This is a genomic window from Armatimonas sp., from assembly GCF_031410135.1.
In the GTDB taxonomy this organism is placed as follows: Bacteria; Armatimonadota; Armatimonadia; order Armatimonadales; family Armatimonadaceae; genus Armatimonas.
The window spans coordinates 1-16,876 of sequence record NZ_JANNYP010000323.1; the positions used below are offsets into that span (position 1 = coordinate 1).

Consider the following 16,876-nt stretch of genomic DNA (forward strand, 5'->3'; position numbering starts at 1 on the left):
GCCTATCTCCGGCGTGCCATATTCCGAAGCGCGGACGCGGGCTTTGTTGCCTGTGCACTCCTCGTGCTCGCGACCCTGCGAGACACGAACTTACGCCCTCAAGCCCAAGAGCTCTCCGACCACCATCCCTCCGAGCGTATCCGGGAGGCGGCGAGTGAGTACATCTCCGCACTCGCCCCCTCCTAGATTTAGGAGCCCTAGTTTCCGCCAGGACGACGGCCCGGCTGCTGGGGGTGGTCTTTGATGTACTTCTCGATCATGGCTTTTTGATCCGCTGTTAGAGCGGCGAGGGCCTTGGGATTGGCACCACTGGTACGCATTGCCTGCATCAGCTCACGCATCTTATCCTGATCACCATTTTCACGTGCTTCTTGCATCTCTTTCATCTTAGACTCACGATCTTTCGTAACCTCTACAGCGATCTTAGCAAGAGCTGTCTTTTGTTCCTCCGTGAGCTTCAGATCTCCATTGAGCTGCACAGGGATTCCCAGCGTTCGTAGCATCTGGAGCGCTTTCATAACATCGGGCAGAGCCTTTTTCTGATCATTACTCAGCAGAGCCATGATCTCGGTCTCGGCCTTTTTGGCATTCTCCGTATTTTTCTTCTGGAGCTCTTGAAATGCCTCCGGGCTAAAGCCACCACTGTCGCGTAGCTCCTGCATGGCAGCCGTCATCTTGTCTTGGACACCTTTCTGGATCGCCGCGACTTTTTTCTGGACTTCCTCGGAGAGCTTCAGCTCTTTGCCCAGCACCTCAGCCGGTGCCGAGACAACCGTAAGCGGCTGGTTCATCATTCCAAAGCCGCCACGCGGAGGCTGAGCAAGTGCATGAGTGCTGACAATGGCAATGGCAATTGTCGTGAGAGAGAGAGCGTAGTTCAAATACTTCATGGTATCAATTCCTTTTCCTACAGGGCATCGTAACAAACGACACCAACTTTGTCAATGAGTCCCCGCTACCCCCATTCATTGCATACAGGAATCTAATGATCCGCTACCGAGAGACGCTGGAGCTGGGCGCGATGGCCTTGCCTCCTGAGCAGCAGCTACACATCTTGCACAAAGAATCTGCTCCCTGCCTGGCCCATCTGGGGCGCTGGCAACACACTCTCTGGCTCTTCCCCTTTGCGATACTCTTACTGACGGTGGGACAGGGGCTCTGGGGAGTACTTGCCCTGTTGGGTGGGTGTGTCAGTGTTGCCATGACCTACCGTGAGCGACGTCTCTGGAGCACTGCACAGGGGCAAGTGGCGACTCTTGCCCCTGCGGTTCGGGGAACGGATGCGGTTGCTCCGTTGCTTGACTTTGCGCGGTGGCAGGGGAAAGGGGCGGTGGAGTGCCACGAAGCTCTGGAGAGACTCCTGCCCCGCCTGGACACAACAAGTGCGCGTCAGCTCACGGCAGCACAGCGCGGATATCTGCGTCTCTGCGTCGAGAACCAGGACCCTTCTGTCGAGTTTACCGTCGCGGCGCTTCTGGTGCTGGCCAGTGCAGGCGACCCCGCGACGGTGCCTATTGCCCGCCAGCTTGCCGCCTGCTCCTCCAGCCAGCGTATTCGCGATGCCGCACAGCTTGTCTTGGAAGAGCTGCACGGAACCGAAAACTAGAAGATCACTTCTTCTGTACCGTCTTCACTCCAAGTCAGCTTGGCACTCGCCAGTCCGGGGGTGAGGACAACTCGCAAGCTCTTCACGCCCTGTACCTGGTCGCTCGTACCGTCTGGACGCACCCCGATGCCGAAGTAGAGTCCGTCCAGGTTATTGGCCTCGACTGCCGAGAGCGAGAGGCGCTTTTCTTTGGCGATGATCTCAACCGAGCCGGGAAAGAGACTGATATTGGTGCCTTCTCTACGCACCAAGATCGCCGTCACAGTGCTTTTCTCACTATCAATGTCCACGGAGATACTCTCAATGGAGCCCGTCAGAATCGCTTGGCCGTTATGAAAAACATGCAGTCCGTCCGCACTATCAGACTCGTAGGCGATCCAGGTAAGGTTGGTATCCAGTCCCGCCACTTGGGCGGCGGAAGGTCGGTTTGACATCTCTAAAAAACTCTCTATTACAAAATATTGTGCGTGATCACTTCGTCGCGTAGCAAAAACCGCGATTTATAGACACTGGCATAGGCCTGCACAAAGCTATCCACCGCATTGATGTCCACGACAATGTCCACCACGCGATCTGTAATGTCCTCGCCATTGAACCAGACTCTTAGGTGGCGTATGTCCACCATCGGGTGCTGGTTCTCCATGACGATCGTGTAGCCGGGAAACTCCATGGTGATGCGTCCGGGAAAGATGTCGTAGGGTGCCATTGGATCCTCGGCGGGTCGGATCAGGGCGGTGAGCTCCGCCCCTTCCCATATCCCGCCCTCCACTTCGTCGCCCCAGTCGTCCCGCCCCGCACGGAGCTCGACATAGAGCTGGGCTGCCTCAATCGAGTAGCCCCCGCTCATCAGACTCGTCGTGTCCCAGTCGCCCCCTGTGCTAAAAATAATCTCATTTCTCAACGACGACGGCCTCCCCCAAACGAGCTACGACCTCCGCCAAAGCTGCCTCCCGAGCTGCGCCCTCCACCAAAGCTACTGCCACCAGACGGGCGGCTACTAGAGAAGCCCGAGCTGCCTGAGCCAAAGCTAGGCCGAGTGCCACTGGAGCCGCTACCAAAACTCGGACGCGCGGCGCTGGACCCACCCCCGAAGCTAGGTCGAGTACCACTGGAGCCACTCCCGAAGCTTCCCGCGGGTTTCGAGCCACTTCCAAAGCTGGGGCGAGCGGCGCTAAAGCCACTACCACCAGGGCGTGTACCCGAGGTGGAGCGTCCGCCAAACGAGCCGGTGCCACCCGAGGAGCGGCTAAACGAGCTTGAGGACGGGCTACGGCGGCCTACCGAGGAGTAGTTAAAGTTGCTGCGGCTATTGCTGATCAGCACCCGATTGACCGTATTGGTTCGGTAGTAGTTCGAGTAGCTGTTCCAGCCGTAGTAGGGACGGCCTCCCACGTTGACCATCAGCCCCGCCATCGCTCCGAAAACAGCTCCCGAGACCCAGGGGTTGTAACTGGAGTAGCCCCCGTAGTAGGTCATCCCTGGATACCAACCCATGCCCGTGTAGGCCGACCAAGATGGAGCAATTCCTACGTACACAGGCCGGGTATAGGCATAGTTTTGCGGGAAGGGATACCACTTGGCTCCCTGCGCTGCTGCATTCTCTAGAAACGCTCCCTCACGTACATAGAGTGTCGGGGTTGTGTTATTTTCATTAGTAAAATACATGTCGCCACTGGTTCGACCGAACTTCATGACGTACATGTTCTGGTTCTCAAACGGCACCGCAATCGTCTCGCCCGAGGCAGCGTAGAGCTGGTAGCCACCCTGGTCAAAAACGGCGCGCGTAACGGGCACTTGCTGGCCTGCTGGGACATCTTTCCAGTTGTAGACCTCACCATTAGAAACCGGGGCCGCCATAGCGGGCGGCGGGGGCGGCGCAACGGGTGGGGCCATCACTACAGGACGTGGCTGTGTACAGCCTGCCAGCCCCGTCGCGGCAAGTCCTAAAACTCCAAAACGCATTGTCGTTGTCATATTTCGAAACCTCATAACTAGATAGAACCAATATACCCGGAAAAGTTGCACTCAGGCGTAACCAAGCGCGAAAAACCTACGTCTTGAAAGAGTATGAGAAACGCCACAGTCCTGCCTAAAGTCATTGTTGCTTTGCTGGTCTTATCCCACACGCCCGCTTATGCCTGCCTCAATGACCGCGACTCCGATGCGCTGGCTATCCAAGCAAAGCGTCTTCCTATCATGGCTCCTGCCCTCACCCGCGAGACACCTGATATTCCGGGTATTGTCGAGGTGATCACAGGGCGCTTCCCACGCAACCCGTCACTCTACTATAGCCTACGGATCGAGCGCTGCCAGCTCCTCCTGGCAGCTAATCCTAATCAGCTCGCGCTGTATGACGATATTTCGGTGGCCTATGATAAGCTCGGCAAGAGTGGTGAGGCGCTGTCCTGGATTGAGAAGAAACGGCCCCGAATCCCTGCCCACAACACCGAAGCACTCTACCGCTACTTCGCCAATGCCGGGACGTTTCGTGCCCACCGCTGGCTCCGTGAGGGGGCCAAAGACGAGCGTATCAAGGAGCTAGAGCAGGCACGTGATGAGATCGCCGAGGCAGTGCGCCTCAAGCCAGATGCTCACTTTGGCCGCGAAGCCGCCCAGCTTCAGGCGATGGACTGGATTCTCCACGAACGCAACAAGCAGAGCTTGGCGTACTTTGTTAACCAGAGTGCTGGCTCGGGCAGCCTGCGTGTCTCCGCCCGTCTCACAAACACACCAGACAAGACACTTCTTGCGCTGGCGGGCCTAGTGGTCTTGGGCAATGCCTGGGAGAGTGTTGATGTCTTTGGCGCTCTGGCTGGACAGCTTAATAGGCGGGGGGATGCTAAAGTCGCTTATCTCGCAGAGCTACGCTGCCGTGAGCTACTACGCGCGGGAAAAGAATCCCTCTTTGAGGGTGTCAAGTTCCCTAATCCTTCCCGTGGTAGCGGCCCAAGCTATCTCATTACGCCTGGCGCACGCCACTGGCTTGGTATCACCAATAAAGACAATGTCACGTCAAAGTTCAATGAGCTACGCACCGATGCGGAAAGCTGGCAAGCCGCACGAACGGCCTTTATGGAGGCGAGGCTCAAAGCGGGTCGTCATCCGGACACCGACCTGCACTTCTGGGACGGCTACCAAGACTCCCCGGCACCATCGCTGGACATTCCGTGGCAAAAGGAAGCCAGCGAAAACTTTAATAATTTTCTGGCGCGCGTCGTCTATTTTGCTCCGACTTTACTACTTCTGGGCATCCCAAGTCTCATTGGGCTGATCAAACTCGCCAGGTTTCTGATGCGCCGTCGTGCTCGCTAGTCGTGCTTCTGAGGTTTTCCCTCAGGAATGGGCTGACCTAGCATCTGGGCAAGGCGCTCGGTGAGCCGCTTGGTGGCTTCGTCTACCGCGCCTTTTTTGCCGTAGAGATCGGAGAAGTCTAGCGGCTCGCCAAACTCGACACGCACCGGCTCGGGAGATTTTTGGGGACGTGTCGCACCGTAGGGCACGACTTTATTGGTGTGAAACAGCGCTACGGGAACGACGGGGACTTTCGTGCGCAAGGCCAGCAACAGCGCCCCGGGATGCAGTGGCTGGAGCGTCCCCTCCGCATTGCCCCCACCCTCCGGGAAGATCACAACCGCCTCGCCCGCTTTCAGTAGCTCTTCGGCGCGGGACAGCGCGGCACGATCGGCAGAGTCGCGTCGGATGGGAAAGGCATGCACCGCAGGAAGAAGCCAGCGCAGAACGGGTATTGAGAACAGCTCGGACTTTGCCATGAACCACGCCTCGCGATCCAGAGCCGCTCCGATAGCGGGAGGATCGGCATCGCAGACATGGTTCGGGCAGATCAAGACGCCGCCTTTTTGGGGCACCAACGCATTACCCGTCACACGCAACCCGCCATGAAAGATAAAAAGTAGGTGTGCCAGCCACCGACAGAGTGTGCGTAGCAGACGGTATCTCATGCTCTTTATTTTAGGCAGACCGAGTGTTTTTTAGCAAGGGACTAAAGTCACAAAAGGCGACCCATTTTTCATGAGACAAAAAATAATTCCCAGGTAGGGATTCGAACCCCAATTAAAGGCACCAAAAACCTCTGTCCTGCCGTTGAACGACCTGGGAGCACTTCCTGACAAAATCCGGAAAGCGCAGGAATTGTATCATAGTTGATTGTGTTGTATCCAGCGCGGTAGAATCAAGAACGAGGAAATTTAACAACAATGACAGAAAAATCTACCTGGGCTACTAAGCTCGGGCTTGCGGAGATGCTCAAGGGCGGCGTGATCATGGATGTGGTCAATGCAGAGCAAGCCGTGATCGCACAAGAAGCAGGAGCCGTTGCGGTGATGGCTCTGGAGCGCGTCCCTGCTGATATTCGCAAAGATGGTGGGGTAGCGCGCATGAGCGACCCACGTATGATCAAAGAGATCATGGCTGCCGTGACCATCCCCGTGATGGCCAAAGCACGTATCGGGCATATTATCGAGGCGCGTATCTTAGAGGCCCTGGGCGTGGACTTTATTGACGAGTCCGAGGTGCTTACCCCCGCCGACGAGCAATTTCACATCCACAAGCATGACTTTAGCGTGCCGTTTGTCTGTGGTTGTCGGAACTTAGGCGAGGCGCTCCGGCGCATTGGCGAGGGCGCGGCGATGATCCGCACCAAGGGTGAGGCTGGGACGGGCAACGTGGTAGAGGCCGTGCGCCACATGCGTGCGCTGATGGGTGGCATCCGCAAGATCCGCTCGATGGATGAAGCTGAGCTGATGAACGAGGCCAAAGAACTACAGGCTCCCTACGAGCTGGTTCTGGAAGTGGCAAAAACCGGTCGGCTCCCGGTGCCGAACTTCTCCGCAGGAGGCGTCGCAACCCCGGCGGACGCGGCTCTGATGATGCATCTGGGCGCGGAGACGGTCTTTGTCGGCAGCGGCATCTTCAAGTCCGGCGACCCCGCGGAGCGTGCCAAGCGCATCGTGGACGCGGTTCTCTACTACAAAGACTATGCCAAGCTCGCTGAGATCTCGGAGAACCTAGGCGAGCCGATGGTTGGCATTGACATCCGCACCATTCCCGATGTCGAGCGCTTCGACAAGCGTGGCTGGTAGTCGCCTAGATGTTCCGGCACTATAGCTTCTGCCCACGGTGCCGCACCGAGCTTCAGACCCGGCGCTTCCCGACCCCCGAGGACGCGGAGCGCCGGGTCTGTCCTGCGTGTGGCTTTCTCTATTGGAACAACTCCCGGCCCACGGCAGGAGCGGTGGTAGAAGATACTCAGGGTCGCGTGCTCTTAGGGCGACGAGGCATTGAGCCCTCGAAGGGACTCTGGGATCTGCCCGGCGGTTTTCTGGAGCCGGGCGAGCACCCCGAAGCGGGCATGAAGCGTGAGCTTTTGGAGGAGACGGGATTGTTGGTAGATCCGGTACAATTACTGGGATTCTACATGGACCAGTACGGTGATGATCCCCACGAGCACACGCTTAATATCTTCTACTGGTGCCGCGTGCTTGCTGCCTCACCTGAGGCGCAAGCGTCCGATGATATGGCGGAGCTGGGCTGGTTTCCCCCCGATGCCTTCCCCGAGAGTCGAGAACTCGCCTTTCAAAACGTGAGAGACGCACTGGCAGACTGGAAAGCAAGACGTAATGGCAACTAAACGAATCGGGGTTCTCGCGCTACAGGGTGACTTTGAAGCACACATCAAGGCAGTCGCTACCACGGGATGCGAAGGTTTTGAGGTGCGCAGCGTGCAAGAGCTGGCAACAGCGGATGCCCTGATTTTGCCCGGCGGTGAGAGCACCACGATGGGCTACCTGCTCAAGCGATTCGGGCTAGATGTAGCCATTCGTGCCTTTGATAAACCGATCTGGGGAACCTGCGCGGGAATGATCCTGCTCGCAAGCCGTATCACAGAAGGTGAGAAACGGGGCGGTCAGCCGCTACTGGGCCTGATAGATATTGGCGTGGCCCGCAATGCCTTTGGACGGCAGATTGACTCCTTTGAGGCCGACCTAGACTCCCCCTTGGGCCGAGTGCGTGGTGTCTTTATCCGAGCGCCCTATGTGAGCGAGTGGGGACCGGATGTCGAGCCGCTTGCCCGCTATGAAGACAAAGTGGTGCTGGTGCGCCAAGGGAACTTGCTCGCCTCCGCCTTTCACCCCGAGCTTACCGATGACACGACCCTTCTCCGGGCGTTTCTAGAGAGCATCTAATGCAGTGGCGTCTTGTGGTTCTGGCTTTCTCTGCCCTAGCTCTGACTCTCGGCCTGAGCCTGGCACAGTCCCAATCGCCCTTGCGTCCCAATACTACGACACCACGCCCCGTCGCACAACGCACAAGCTCGACTCCCGAGCCCTTGCTTACGGTTGGGGATAACCGTCCCCGCTGGAAAGAGCGCTGGACACGCCCATTCCCTACCACCAAAAGCCTCAGCCTCGCCCCCGATGGTGCCGTGGCCTTGTTAGATGATCAGAAACAAGTCCAGCTTCTGGAACCGCAGACAGGGACAACACTCTGGACGGCCGCTCCACTCCCCCTGGCAAACCATGTTGTTGCGGTGCGCGGTAGACGGGTGCTGGTGGGAGCGTTGTACAACCCGTCCGTTAAGAAAGCTTGGATACTGGGGCCTACGACCACACAGCCGTATGCCTTTGCTCTACCGGGGACGCTCTGGAGTCTAGTTGCCACTCCCGATGGCAACAAGGCTTTTTTTGGTACCAGCGCCAATCAGATTCTCGCCACGTCTTTAGTGAGTGCTCAACCTCCGCTTGTCTGGAAGCTCAACGCTCTCCCCGATAGTCTCGCGGTCTCCACGGATGGCTCTGCCGCTCTGACGGGAACCTGGCTACCCGCAGGAGTTCGTCGGCTCGGGGCCTGGGCCTACGGTGACTCCGATACCGCCCGCTGGCAAGAAGTCCAGATTTCTGCCGATGGTGCCACCGCGATAAGCCTCTCAGGACACGGCCCACGGCGCGATGAGCGCAATCTGGAGCTAACAGGCTACGATATGGACTCGGGGATGCGGCTCTGGGAAAAACGAATCCCCGGAACGCAGGCCCAAGCGATTGTCTCTGCCGATGGCCAGCGGGTCGCACTGAGCTATGTGGCTAAGACTGCGCGTGGTGACGAAACCAAGCGCTTGGTGCTGCTCAACCGTGATGGGACAGCGCGTGGCGATGAAAAAGGAGGGCGTTTTTTCGCCCCCCGGCTCGTCGCCCTCTCAGCACAGGGCGAGCGGACGACGGCTCTGGATGGCGAGCGGGCATTATTTGTCCTCGATCAGGACGGCAAGACGCGCTGGCGGCTCGCGCTCCCTGCCAAAGCTCCGATTCAGCAGACGATCTCCACCTCCGATGGAGCCTTCCTGCTCCTCGTGCGCACCGATGGCACTCTGACTCTCTACGAGGCACTTCCGTGAGCCTACCCGCCGACCTCACACAGTGTATTCAAACTAGCACAGGAGACTTCGACGCCCTCGCCCTGCGCCTCTTCGCCTACCAGTACGAGAACAACCCACCCTACCAGCGCTTTTGCAACGGACGTGGTGTGACTCCAGAAACCGCTACCCACTGGCAGGAGATTCCCGCCGCCCCTGCCGTCGCCTTTAAGCGTTTCTCTCTCACCTGCGTCCCCGAGAGCGAGTGCGTGAAAGTCTTCCACTCCTCAGGGACAACAAGCGGCGAGACCAGCCGTCATTTTATGAGCGAAGCTGCTCTGGATTTGTACTTAGTCTCGCTCCAAGCGGGCTACGCACATCACTTCCCCTCTCTGCCACTTCTTGCCCTGATGCCCCCGCCCGATGTCGCTCCGCACTCCTCGCTCTCGTTCATGCTGGAGACACTCGGCGCGGAGTTTATCTGGGGTGAGAGTAGCGCGGATCAGCTACGACACACGCTGGCGGGCCTCGCGACTCCCTGCACCCTCTTTGGCACCGCCTTCGCCTTTGTGAACTTCTTCGATGCCACCAGGAAGGAGAACTTTGCGCTGCCCGAAGGCACTCTTCTCATCGAGACAGGCGGCTTCAAAGGCCGTAGCCGTGAGATCGAGCGCGAGGAACTTTACGCACTCTTCACCGAGCGCTTCGGAGTCGCCCCATCGCACTGCTACTCGGAGTACGGGATGAGTGAGCTGGCGAGTCAGTTCTACAGCCAGGGCGTGGATGGCCCCAAGCTCGCTCCACCGTGGCTCAAGACGCGCATTCTTGACCCCGTTACCGGCACCGATACAGTGCTCGGGCAACCAGGCCTGCTGGCGCACTATGATCTGGCGAACTACAACTCCGTACTGGCCATTCAGACCGAGGACATGGGAGTGTGGGACGAGTGCGGTGGCTTTCAGCTCCAAGGCCGAGCCCCCGGCGCCGTCTTGCGCGGCTGCTCACTGCTGGCGGAGTAGCTTACCTTCGAGAGCTATATCGGGGCCGTAGCGACGGACGCGAAGCGGCTCCAGATTCACCGGGTTGGGCAGGCCGGGGCCATCCAAAGGGGTCGGGGCGTGGGCTCCACCGATAAGCTTGGGAGCGATAAAGAAAAGGCAGCGATCCACAGCCTGTACAGCATGAAAGGCCGCCGCCAGCGCCCCGCCCGACTCCAACAGCACTTCAAGCAGGCCGCGCTCGGCAAGAAACGCAAGTGCAACAGCCACAGAGACCCGCCCCGACTCGTCGGCGGGAAGGGGGACGAGTTCCGCATCCCAGCCGGGCAGGGGCGGATGGCAGGTCAGGATCAGCGTGCCGGAGCGGTTGAGCTTTGCACTTTTGGGCATGCGAAGCTGGGAGTCGAAGATCACCGGAGTAGGACTCTTGCCACGCACCAGCCGAACTGTCAGCTCGGGGTCGTCGGCGAGCACGGTTCCCACCCCCACAATCACCGCATCGGACTTAGCACGCAGACGGTGCACAGCGCGGCGGGCAGGCTCGCTGGTGATGGCAAGTGGCATGGCATGGCTGGCGGCAAGCTTGCCATCTAGCGTCATCGCCGCTTTATGTGTGACAAAAGGCAAGCCTGTGAGCTGATGTTTTAAGAACGCTCGGTGTGCTTCTTTGGCCCGATCCTCGCACACCCCGACGGTGAGTGCAATCCCAGCGGCTTTTAGCTGTGCAAAGCCTTCACCGCTCACCTTAGGGTTAGGATCCAGCGTCGCCGCTACCACGCGTACAATGCCCGCCTGAATGCAGTGGTGCGTACAGGGCGTACGCTCAGAGCCATCAGGGCGCTCCCAGTGTGAGCAGGGCTCCAGAGTGGTATAGACCGTCGCTCCCTGGGCACGCTCCCCCGCTCGTGCGAGCGCCATTGCCTCGGCATGCACTTTTGAGGTGTGGTAGGTCCAGCCTTCGCTGATCAGCTCCCCCTCTTTAACGACCACCGCTCCGACCCCAGGACTGGGATGGGTTTTCACCCGGTTGGTCAGCCGTAGCGCCCGCCGCATCCAGAAAACATCCTCATCATTGAGCATTGCGCTGCTTTTGGGCCTCTTCGATCGTCTGCTGGATCACTTGGCGTTCCGCTTTACGCACCGTGACAAAAGACTCTAGAGCATCCAGTAGTGCGATGCACGGCAGACTAATCCCAAGGCAGTAGATGGAGATGAGGAGGGCAAGTTTCTGAAGCAAGCCAATACGGCCTACAAACTCTCGTCCCATAAAGATGGTCAAGAGTACCAAAAACAAGCAGAGCATCACCATTCCTGCGGTGCGGTAGAGGCGCGAGCGTGGGGAGAGCGCCCCGTAGCCACGGGAGTAGAAGATCATGGTCAGCGCAATGGCAACCCCCAACAAGACGCAAAAAACGACCGCTAGGCTCATGTTCTCAGTACCTCTCGAAGCGCCGCAACACCCGCCGCAACACCCTCAGTGTGATTGAAGATCGCCGAGCCCGCCACGAGCACATCCGCCCCATCGCGAGCCAGCCCGGGCGCGGTCTTGACGTTCACACTACCATCGACACTGATCTTAAACTTGGTGCCTGTCGCCGCACGCAGCTTGGCCAGCTCCCCGACCTTGCGAGCCGCCGTGGGTAGAAACGTCTGACCACCAAACCCCGGATTGACTGTCATTACCAGCACCAGATCGAGATCCTCTAAAACGTAGCGCAAGGTCTCCGGCGAGGTAGCGGGATTGAGCGCGACTCCTGCCAGACAGCCCGTCTCGCGAATCGCCGCCAGTGTCCGCTGCAGGTGAACCGCCGCCTCTTGGTGCACCGTGATGGCGTGTGCCCCTGCGGCAGCAAAGGGCTCGATGTAGCGCTCGGGCTCCACCACCATCAAGTGGACATCAAAAAACGCCAGCGGGCAGAGTGGGCGCAGGGCACGAACCACCTCGGCACCAAAGCTCAGATTCGGCACAAATCGCCCGTCCATGACGTCCACATGCAGCCATGTCTCGCCCGTTGCCAGCACCTCTTGGGCTTGCTGGCCAAAGCGAGCATGATCTGCCGCCAGCAGCGAGGGAGCCAGCTCAACAGTCACGCTAGCGTCCCTTCACAGCGAGTGTCTGCGCCTTGAGGTCATCGTTATCATAGAGCTTGATGATGATAGGACGGCCCACTCCCGAAATCTCCGTGGCGATGGCCTGCCCGGCCCCATGCATGTTGTCGTAGCCCGTATGTGTTCCCTCAGAGTCCTCCACCTGAATGACGATATGGTGCTGCTGCCCGTCCTGTGGCGTTCGATACGGAACCCGGAAGGTGCGCTGCCGCGTGTCCTCAGGGTCAAGTAAGCCTGCGGGATTTGTGCCAGGGTCGGGGGCGGTTGGCATCGTGGGCTCAGGAGTGGGTGGGGGTGTTGGCTCTGGTGTCGGCTCAGGCTCAGGCCCCTTCGAGAGTGTCAGGTCAATCTTAGTGCCGCGTGCACGGCGCTCCGAGCCATCTCCCCGTGGGAGCTGTTCCAGGACAACACCTGTGGGGGTGATGGGGTCAAAGCGCCGTGAAATCGTCCCAACTTTAAGACCCACTTTTTCCAGATCTTTTTGCGCTTTATCCAGTGTGACTTCTTCAACATTAGGGATAAGTACCATCTCAGGGCCTTTAGAAACCCAGATGGTGACTTCTTTCCCTTCTAGAATCTTATCTCCAGGACGCTCTTTCTGCTGATAGATTGTATTGGCAGGTTTATCATCCATGTAAACCTGATCTTGAATGGCAAGCTTGAAGTGTGCCTCGTTGGCAATCGCTTTCGCCTCGGTGAGAGTCTTGCCTTTAAGCTCAGGAACCACCACTTGGTTGGCAGGGCTCAGAAAAGGCTTAATCCAGTTAAAGACAAGTGCACCGGCTCCAATGAGTGCTAGTAATAAAAATAGATTGATTGCAAGTAAAACGCCCCCTATCCGACGGGGTGCGGGTGCCTCTTCATGGTCTATCTCCTCCATAGATCTATCCCTTTTCTCTTTATTATTTTTTTTCGGTAGAACATCGGTCGAAACGGCCTTAGAGACACGTCGCCCTGTGTCGGTCGGGCTCTCAGGCACACTGGGTATCACAGGAACCACGGGAGACGCGGTGTTTACATTCCCCTCACCATCCAGCGGCGACCAAGCCAAAGATCGGCCAAAGCGCAGTGCCTCCCGAATCTTTCGTAGATCCGCAAGGAGATCGGAGGCGCTTGCATAGCGATCTTGAGGGCGCTTGGCCAGTCCCTTGAGGATGACTCCCTCCAGCGCCCTTGGCACCGCGAGGTTGACCGCGCGCGGTGAGGGTGGCTGCTCTTGGGCATGACGGAGCGCAAGCTGGACGGCATTATCGCCTTTAAAGGGCATCTCCCCCGTTAGCATCTCGTACAAAATCGCCGAGAGAGCGTAGAGATCCGCCGACGTTGTTGCCAAAGAGTGCGTCGCCAAATCGGGGGCCGCGTAGTGCGCCATTCGCATCAGGACACTGGGATCGTCTTTTGCCAACAGCGCATAGGTGGGTGATGTCCCAAAGGCACTCACCTTTACCTGCCCCTCTGGCCCAATTAAGATATTTTGTGGGCAGAGATCCCCATGTGCGATGCCGCGCTGATGAGAGTACTCAAGGGCTTCCGCCAGTGAGAGGGCAATGTCCACGGCAGCTGTCAGCTGAAACGGAGCCGCACGCTTGATGCGCTCCTTAAGGTCAATTCCCCGGACAAACTCCTCAGCATGGTAGAGAGGAGTCAGGGCCACATCTTCGCCGACATCGTAGGAGCGTGCAATTCCCGAGTGTGTCAGAGAGAGTGTCTCGGCCCAACCTGCCCGCAAACTCTCAATAATTTCCGAGCGCCGTGCGTGCTCGGAGCGTAAGGTCTTGAGTGTGACGATTCGATTGAGCTGCTGATCCCGTGTTCGGAACGACGCCAGCAGTGGCCCCTCCTCGATAAACTCTAGAACCTCGTAGCGCTTTCCCACCACCCGATTGATCAGATAGACACGATCTTTATCTGCAGGAGCGGCATCTGTTATCGGAGCATCTTCACTCGGCATGATTGTTTTTTCCTTTCTGACCAAGCAGTGATAGAGTAAGTATCACCACACTAACCAGTAGAACCACACTATAGAGTACCGTAAAAAAATTCATCGGCAGAGCCATTCCTAGAGCAGGCGCAAAAAAAGCAAACCCTACTATGCCAAACCAGAGCGCACTAAGCGCTTCTTTACCAACTCCACCTGATTGCATTGTACCTTGCGCTCCTTTAGTCGAACCCCTTGCGGTGCTTCTCCAGCCCCGCACGAACCAGCATCGTCGGTACGATCATCAGCTCCACCTGCCCCATCTGCTTGGCTAAGATAAAACGTGCTTCACCCGCCTCCGCTTTTTTATCACGAGCCGTTAGCGCAATTAATGTCTCATCGCTCACATCGTCAGGAAGGGCTGTCGGAAGCCCGAGGGCGAGCAGGGTCGCCCGTAGCTCCTGTGTAAGCTCGGAAGGGGTGACACCTACCTGCTCGCCAATCAGGGCGGCTGACAGCATACCAATAGCCACTGCCTCACCATGCTTATAGCGACGGTACTTCGTGGCGCTTTCCAGAGCATGACCAATCGTGTGTCCAAAGTTCAGGATGGCGCGAAGCCCTGTCTCCTCGCGCTCATCTGCCGTCACCACTTCGGCTTTGAGCTGGCAAGAGCGCTCGACAATAGCGGCAATCGCATCCGCATCTCCACGCAAAAGCAAACGTGCTTGCTCCCGAAGTTTGGCTAGTAATACGGGATCTTGGATCACCCCGTACTTCACGACTTCCGCAAGCCCGGAGCGTATTTCCCGACGTGGCAGTGTCTGGAGGAGTGTGGGATCAATCACCACACAGCGAGGCTGATGGAAAGCCCCGATGAGGTTTTTCCCCTCACGAAAGTCTACACCCGTCTTCCCTCCAACCGAGGAGTCTACCATTGCCAGAAGGGTTGTCGGAACTTGTACATAGTCAAGGCCGCGCAGGTAGGTGGCTGCCACATAGCCCGCCATGTCACCGACCACCCCCCCTCCAAGTGCCACGATGAGTGTCTTTCGATCGAGAGCGGGAGTGAGCTGATAGAGAGCATCGTAGAGCCGGGTGATTGTGGTGAGGTTTTTATACCGCTCCCCCACAGGAAAGTGTATGCTCGTTACCTGAAACCCTGCCCGCTCTAGGCTCTGAGCTGCTCCGGTTTCCCAGTGGCGTGCAATACTCGGTTGCGTTAGGATTACGGCACGGGAGGAGTGGGTGGTAGCCGCGCAGTGCTGCCCTAACGTGGCGAGAGACCCCGCGGCAATATGGATCTCATAGTCTCTCCCCTCGGAGAGAGCAACTGGCACACGACTCACGAGACCCTCTTCTGTTTGTGGAACCGGCGCACAATCTCTTCGGCAACTGCCTGAGGGGAGCGATCCGATGTATCTACTAGGATGTGGCAAGCTTTCTGATAGAGAGGGCCGCGCTCAGCAAGCAGACGCAAAATTTGTGTCAGGGCAGGCTCCTCACCACTTGTTAAGAGAGGACGCTGCCCTGGGCGACGGCTGACGCGTTCGGCCAGAACATCCGGATGTGCCATCAGATAGACGACAAGCCCGGCACCTCGTAAGGCTGCGACGTTCTCTTCGCGCAAAATTGCCCCACCACCTGTCGCAATGACCTGCCGTTCCCCAGCGGTCACACCCAATAAAATCTCCGTCTCTCGATCCCGGAAGGCGCTCTCACCATCGCGCACAAACAGCGTCGGAATGGAGCAGCCAGCAACACGTTCAACCAGACTATCTGTATCCGTAAAACGCCAGCCAAGCAGCTGGGCGAGCTGCCTTCCCACGGTACTTTTCCCGCTCCCCATAAATCCAATTAGTGCAATATTATCTAGCATTTAACGGATGTATTGTATCGTACACAAACAAAAAGTCGGGTGGCAGCTGCCACCCGACTTTGTTTTACCAACGGAAGCTTTTACAGATTCGAGCCGCCACCACCGGTATTGATCTCCTCAATAATGCGAGGAGTCACAAAGATGAGCGTCTCAACACCCGTTACCGTATTAGATTTCTGTTTGAACAGCTCACCAATCAAGGGCAGACTTGATAAGAAAGGAATACGAAGCTCACCACCGTCCTCTTGCTTGGTGATAAACCCACCCAGCATCATGGTCTCTCCACTCTTAATACGACGGAAGGTAGAGACACCCTGTGTTGTTGAGCGCGGAGGAGTATTGGGTGTAATCGCTGTTGTGAACGACTGTAACTGCGGGTTGAGCAACATGCTAATCGTGCCATCACCATTGATATGGGGAGTCACGACAAACTGATTGCTCGCAGTGATTGGAATCGGCTGTGTCGCGACAGTAGGCTGTCCACCAAGCTGTCCAGGAATCACAACAGACTGATTAATAAAGGCAGTATCAAAGATAAACACACTTGCCGGAGTGTTATTTGACGTACTGATGATAGGTGCCTGTAAAATCCGGTTTGTCTGTTTAATATATGCAGCACGTAAGCTTGCAACAGCATTTCCCGAAGCGTACTGAACCGCCAAGTTAGGTGCGCTACCCGCCGCAGCCTGCTGGCTGAGGTCTAGGTTATTAGCAGGGCTGAACTGCCACTGGATCCCAAAGCTATTCACATCCTGAATATTAACGGTCACAAACTCTGCACGAATCTCAACTTGCTTTGGTGCAACGTCCAGCAGACGAATCAGTGCCTTCAGCTCGTCAATATCGGCAGGGTCTCCCTGAACAATCAGAGTATTATCTGCATCACTGGAGAGGATATTATCAATACCTGGAGGCCGAAGTGAACGCTGGTTCTGTCCTTGGCCACCCGCACCCGGCTGACCACCACCGATACCACCACCACCGGGTTGACCGCCAAAAC

20 protein-coding genes and 1 tRNA gene are annotated in these 16,876 nt (G+C 57.5%); 8 read left to right on the top strand and 13 right to left on the bottom strand.

The window, feature by feature from the left end; genetic code table 11:
* On the top strand, positions 1 to 186 hold a 186-nt coding region (locus tag RMO15_RS11550; protein ID WP_309712308.1), incomplete at its 5' end, for a hypothetical protein.
* A gap of 11 nt (positions 187 to 197) precedes the next feature.
* Here RMO15_RS11550 and RMO15_RS11555 read toward each other — a convergent pair.
* Positions 198 to 890: a hypothetical protein gene (locus RMO15_RS11555; RefSeq protein WP_309712311.1), complete on the bottom strand. Its 693-nt coding sequence runs from the start codon at positions 888 to 890 to the stop codon at positions 198 to 200.
* Between the two features lie 95 nt (positions 891 to 985).
* Here RMO15_RS11555 and RMO15_RS11560 point away from each other — a divergent pair, with 95 nt between their 5' ends.
* Positions 986 to 1,606 carry a hypothetical protein gene (locus tag RMO15_RS11560; RefSeq protein ID WP_309712314.1) on the top strand — a complete coding sequence of 207 codons (621 nt, stop codon included), beginning with the start codon at positions 986 to 988 and terminating at the stop codon, positions 1,604 to 1,606.
* Here RMO15_RS11560 and RMO15_RS11565 read toward each other — a convergent pair.
* Genes RMO15_RS11565 through RMO15_RS11575 form a run of 3 tightly spaced genes read right to left on the bottom strand, consistent with a single transcriptional unit; the run spans position 1,603 to position 3,580 of the window.
* The gene (locus tag RMO15_RS11565; RefSeq protein WP_309712317.1) at positions 1,603 to 2,040 is read right to left on the bottom strand and encodes a hypothetical protein; all 438 of its coding nucleotides are present in this window, start codon (positions 2,038 to 2,040) and stop codon (positions 1,603 to 1,605) included. The genes RMO15_RS11560 and RMO15_RS11565 overlap by 4 nt on opposite strands.
* Positions 2,041 to 2,057: 17 nt before the next feature.
* On the bottom strand, positions 2,058 to 2,507 hold the full coding sequence (locus tag RMO15_RS11570) for a hypothetical protein (RefSeq protein ID WP_309712319.1): 450 nt from the start codon (positions 2,505 to 2,507) through the stop codon (positions 2,058 to 2,060).
* The gene (locus RMO15_RS11575; RefSeq protein ID WP_309712322.1) at positions 2,504 to 3,580 is read right to left on the bottom strand and encodes a hypothetical protein; all 1,077 of its coding nucleotides are present in this window, start codon (positions 3,578 to 3,580) and stop codon (positions 2,504 to 2,506) included. The genes RMO15_RS11570 and RMO15_RS11575 overlap by 4 nt, the downstream gene beginning before the upstream one ends.
* A 93-nt stretch (positions 3,581 to 3,673) precedes the next feature.
* On the opposite strand from RMO15_RS11575, the gene RMO15_RS11580 reads away from it, so the two are divergent.
* Complete coding sequence (locus RMO15_RS11580) at positions 3,674 to 4,918, top strand: hypothetical protein (protein WP_309712325.1); 1,245 nt, start codon at positions 3,674 to 3,676, stop codon at positions 4,916 to 4,918.
* Here RMO15_RS11580 and RMO15_RS11585 read toward each other — a convergent pair.
* Together RMO15_RS11585 and RMO15_RS11590 are read right to left on the bottom strand one after the other, a co-directional pair.
* Positions 4,915 to 5,565: a lysophospholipid acyltransferase family protein gene (locus tag RMO15_RS11585; protein ID WP_309712328.1), complete on the bottom strand. Its 651-nt coding sequence runs from the start codon at positions 5,563 to 5,565 to the stop codon at positions 4,915 to 4,917. The two genes, RMO15_RS11580 and RMO15_RS11585, sit on opposite strands and share 4 nt — an antisense overlap.
* 86 nt (positions 5,566 to 5,651) lie before the next feature.
* Positions 5,652 to 5,722, bottom strand: a tRNA-Gln gene (locus RMO15_RS11590).
* Positions 5,723 to 5,820: 98 nt separating this feature from the next.
* On the opposite strand from RMO15_RS11590, the gene pdxS reads away from it, so the two are divergent.
* Genes pdxS through RMO15_RS11615 form a run of 5 tightly spaced genes read left to right on the top strand, consistent with a single transcriptional unit; the run spans position 5,821 to position 9,991 of the window.
* The gene (gene pdxS / locus RMO15_RS11595) at positions 5,821 to 6,705 is read left to right on the top strand and encodes a pyridoxal 5'-phosphate synthase lyase subunit PdxS (protein WP_309712331.1); all 885 of its coding nucleotides are present in this window, start codon (positions 5,821 to 5,823) and stop codon (positions 6,703 to 6,705) included.
* Positions 6,706 to 6,713: 8 nt separating this feature from the next.
* Positions 6,714 to 7,253, top strand: coding sequence for an NUDIX hydrolase (locus tag RMO15_RS11600; RefSeq protein ID WP_309712334.1), 540 nt, complete (start codon positions 6,714 to 6,716; stop codon positions 7,251 to 7,253).
* Complete coding sequence (gene pdxT, locus RMO15_RS11605; protein ID WP_309712337.1) at positions 7,243 to 7,809, top strand: pyridoxal 5'-phosphate synthase glutaminase subunit PdxT; 567 nt, start codon at positions 7,243 to 7,245, stop codon at positions 7,807 to 7,809. The genes RMO15_RS11600 and pdxT overlap by 11 nt, the downstream gene beginning before the upstream one ends.
* Positions 7,809 to 9,014: a hypothetical protein gene (locus RMO15_RS11610; protein ID WP_309712340.1), complete on the top strand. Its 1,206-nt coding sequence runs from the start codon at positions 7,809 to 7,811 to the stop codon at positions 9,012 to 9,014. The genes pdxT and RMO15_RS11610 overlap by 1 nt, the downstream gene beginning before the upstream one ends.
* Entirely contained in the window at positions 9,011 to 9,991 is a 981-nt protein-coding gene (locus RMO15_RS11615; RefSeq protein ID WP_309712343.1) for a hypothetical protein, read from the top strand. Before RMO15_RS11610 ends, RMO15_RS11615 begins: the two co-directional genes overlap by 4 nt.
* Here the strand turns inward: RMO15_RS11615 and ribD are convergent.
* The 7 genes from ribD to RMO15_RS11650 all read right to left on the bottom strand — a co-directional run.
* On the bottom strand, positions 9,974 to 11,050 hold the full coding sequence (gene ribD, locus RMO15_RS11620) for a bifunctional diaminohydroxyphosphoribosylaminopyrimidine deaminase/5-amino-6-(5-phosphoribosylamino)uracil reductase RibD (protein ID WP_309712346.1): 1,077 nt from the start codon (positions 11,048 to 11,050) through the stop codon (positions 9,974 to 9,976). The two genes, RMO15_RS11615 and ribD, sit on opposite strands and share 18 nt — an antisense overlap.
* On the bottom strand, positions 11,040 to 11,399 hold the full coding sequence (locus RMO15_RS11625; protein WP_309712348.1) for a hypothetical protein: 360 nt from the start codon (positions 11,397 to 11,399) through the stop codon (positions 11,040 to 11,042). Before RMO15_RS11625 ends, ribD begins: the two co-directional genes overlap by 11 nt.
* Complete coding sequence (gene rpe / locus RMO15_RS11630) at positions 11,396 to 12,061, bottom strand: ribulose-phosphate 3-epimerase (protein WP_309712351.1); 666 nt, start codon at positions 12,059 to 12,061, stop codon at positions 11,396 to 11,398. Before rpe ends, RMO15_RS11625 begins: the two co-directional genes overlap by 4 nt.
* 1 nt (position 12,062) lies before the next feature.
* The gene (locus tag RMO15_RS11635) at positions 12,063 to 14,030 is read right to left on the bottom strand and encodes a PASTA domain-containing protein (RefSeq protein WP_309712354.1); all 1,968 of its coding nucleotides are present in this window, start codon (positions 14,028 to 14,030) and stop codon (positions 12,063 to 12,065) included.
* A gap of 209 nt (positions 14,031 to 14,239) precedes the next feature.
* A complete protein-coding gene (gene aroB, locus RMO15_RS11640) occupies positions 14,240 to 15,346 on the bottom strand; it encodes a 3-dehydroquinate synthase (protein ID WP_309712357.1) in 1,107 nt (368 codons plus the stop codon).
* Positions 15,343 to 15,876 (bottom strand): shikimate kinase, encoded by a 534-nt coding sequence (locus RMO15_RS11645; RefSeq protein ID WP_309712360.1) that lies wholly within the window; start codon positions 15,874 to 15,876, stop codon positions 15,343 to 15,345. The genes aroB and RMO15_RS11645 overlap by 4 nt, the downstream gene beginning before the upstream one ends.
* 80 nt (positions 15,877 to 15,956) lie before the next feature.
* A partial coding sequence (locus RMO15_RS11650; RefSeq protein ID WP_309712363.1) for a hypothetical protein occupies positions 15,957 to 16,876 on the bottom strand: 920 nt, incomplete at its 5' end.

Bases quoted from the DNA above. Each gene is read 5' to 3' on its own strand.
- RMO15_RS11565 (WP_309712317.1), bottom strand. From the start codon at position 2,040: ATGTCAAACCGACCTTCCGCCGCCCAAGTGGCGGGACTGGATACCAAC.
- RMO15_RS11585 (WP_309712328.1), bottom strand. From the start codon at position 5,565: ATGAGATACCGTCTGCTACGCACACTCTGTCGGTGGCTGGCACACCTA.
- RMO15_RS11600 (WP_309712334.1), top strand. From the start codon at position 6,714: ATGTTCCGGCACTATAGCTTCTGCCCACGGTGCCGCACCGAGCTTCAG.
- RMO15_RS11560 (WP_309712314.1), top strand. From the start codon at position 986: ATGATCCGCTACCGAGAGACGCTGGAGCTGGGCGCGATGGCCTTGCCT.
- RMO15_RS11580 (WP_309712325.1), top strand. From the start codon at position 3,674: ATGAGAAACGCCACAGTCCTGCCTAAAGTCATTGTTGCTTTGCTGGTC.
- RMO15_RS11575 (WP_309712322.1), bottom strand. From the start codon at position 3,580: ATGACAACGACAATGCGTTTTGGAGTTTTAGGACTTGCCGCGACGGGG.
- RMO15_RS11625 (WP_309712348.1), bottom strand. From the start codon at position 11,399: ATGAGCCTAGCGGTCGTTTTTTGCGTCTTGTTGGGGGTTGCCATTGCG.
- RMO15_RS11555 (WP_309712311.1), bottom strand. From the start codon at position 890: ATGAAGTATTTGAACTACGCTCTCTCTCTCACGACAATTGCCATTGCC.
- RMO15_RS11610 (WP_309712340.1), top strand. From the start codon at position 7,809: ATGCAGTGGCGTCTTGTGGTTCTGGCTTTCTCTGCCCTAGCTCTGACT.
- pdxS (WP_309712331.1), top strand. From the start codon at position 5,821: ATGACAGAAAAATCTACCTGGGCTACTAAGCTCGGGCTTGCGGAGATG.
- pdxT (WP_309712337.1), top strand. From the start codon at position 7,243: ATGGCAACTAAACGAATCGGGGTTCTCGCGCTACAGGGTGACTTTGAA.
- RMO15_RS11645 (WP_309712360.1), bottom strand. From the start codon at position 15,876: ATGCTAGATAATATTGCACTAATTGGATTTATGGGGAGCGGGAAAAGT.
- ribD (WP_309712346.1), bottom strand. From the start codon at position 11,050: ATGCTCAATGATGAGGATGTTTTCTGGATGCGGCGGGCGCTACGGCTG.
- RMO15_RS11635 (WP_309712354.1), bottom strand. From the start codon at position 14,030: ATGCCGAGTGAAGATGCTCCGATAACAGATGCCGCTCCTGCAGATAAA.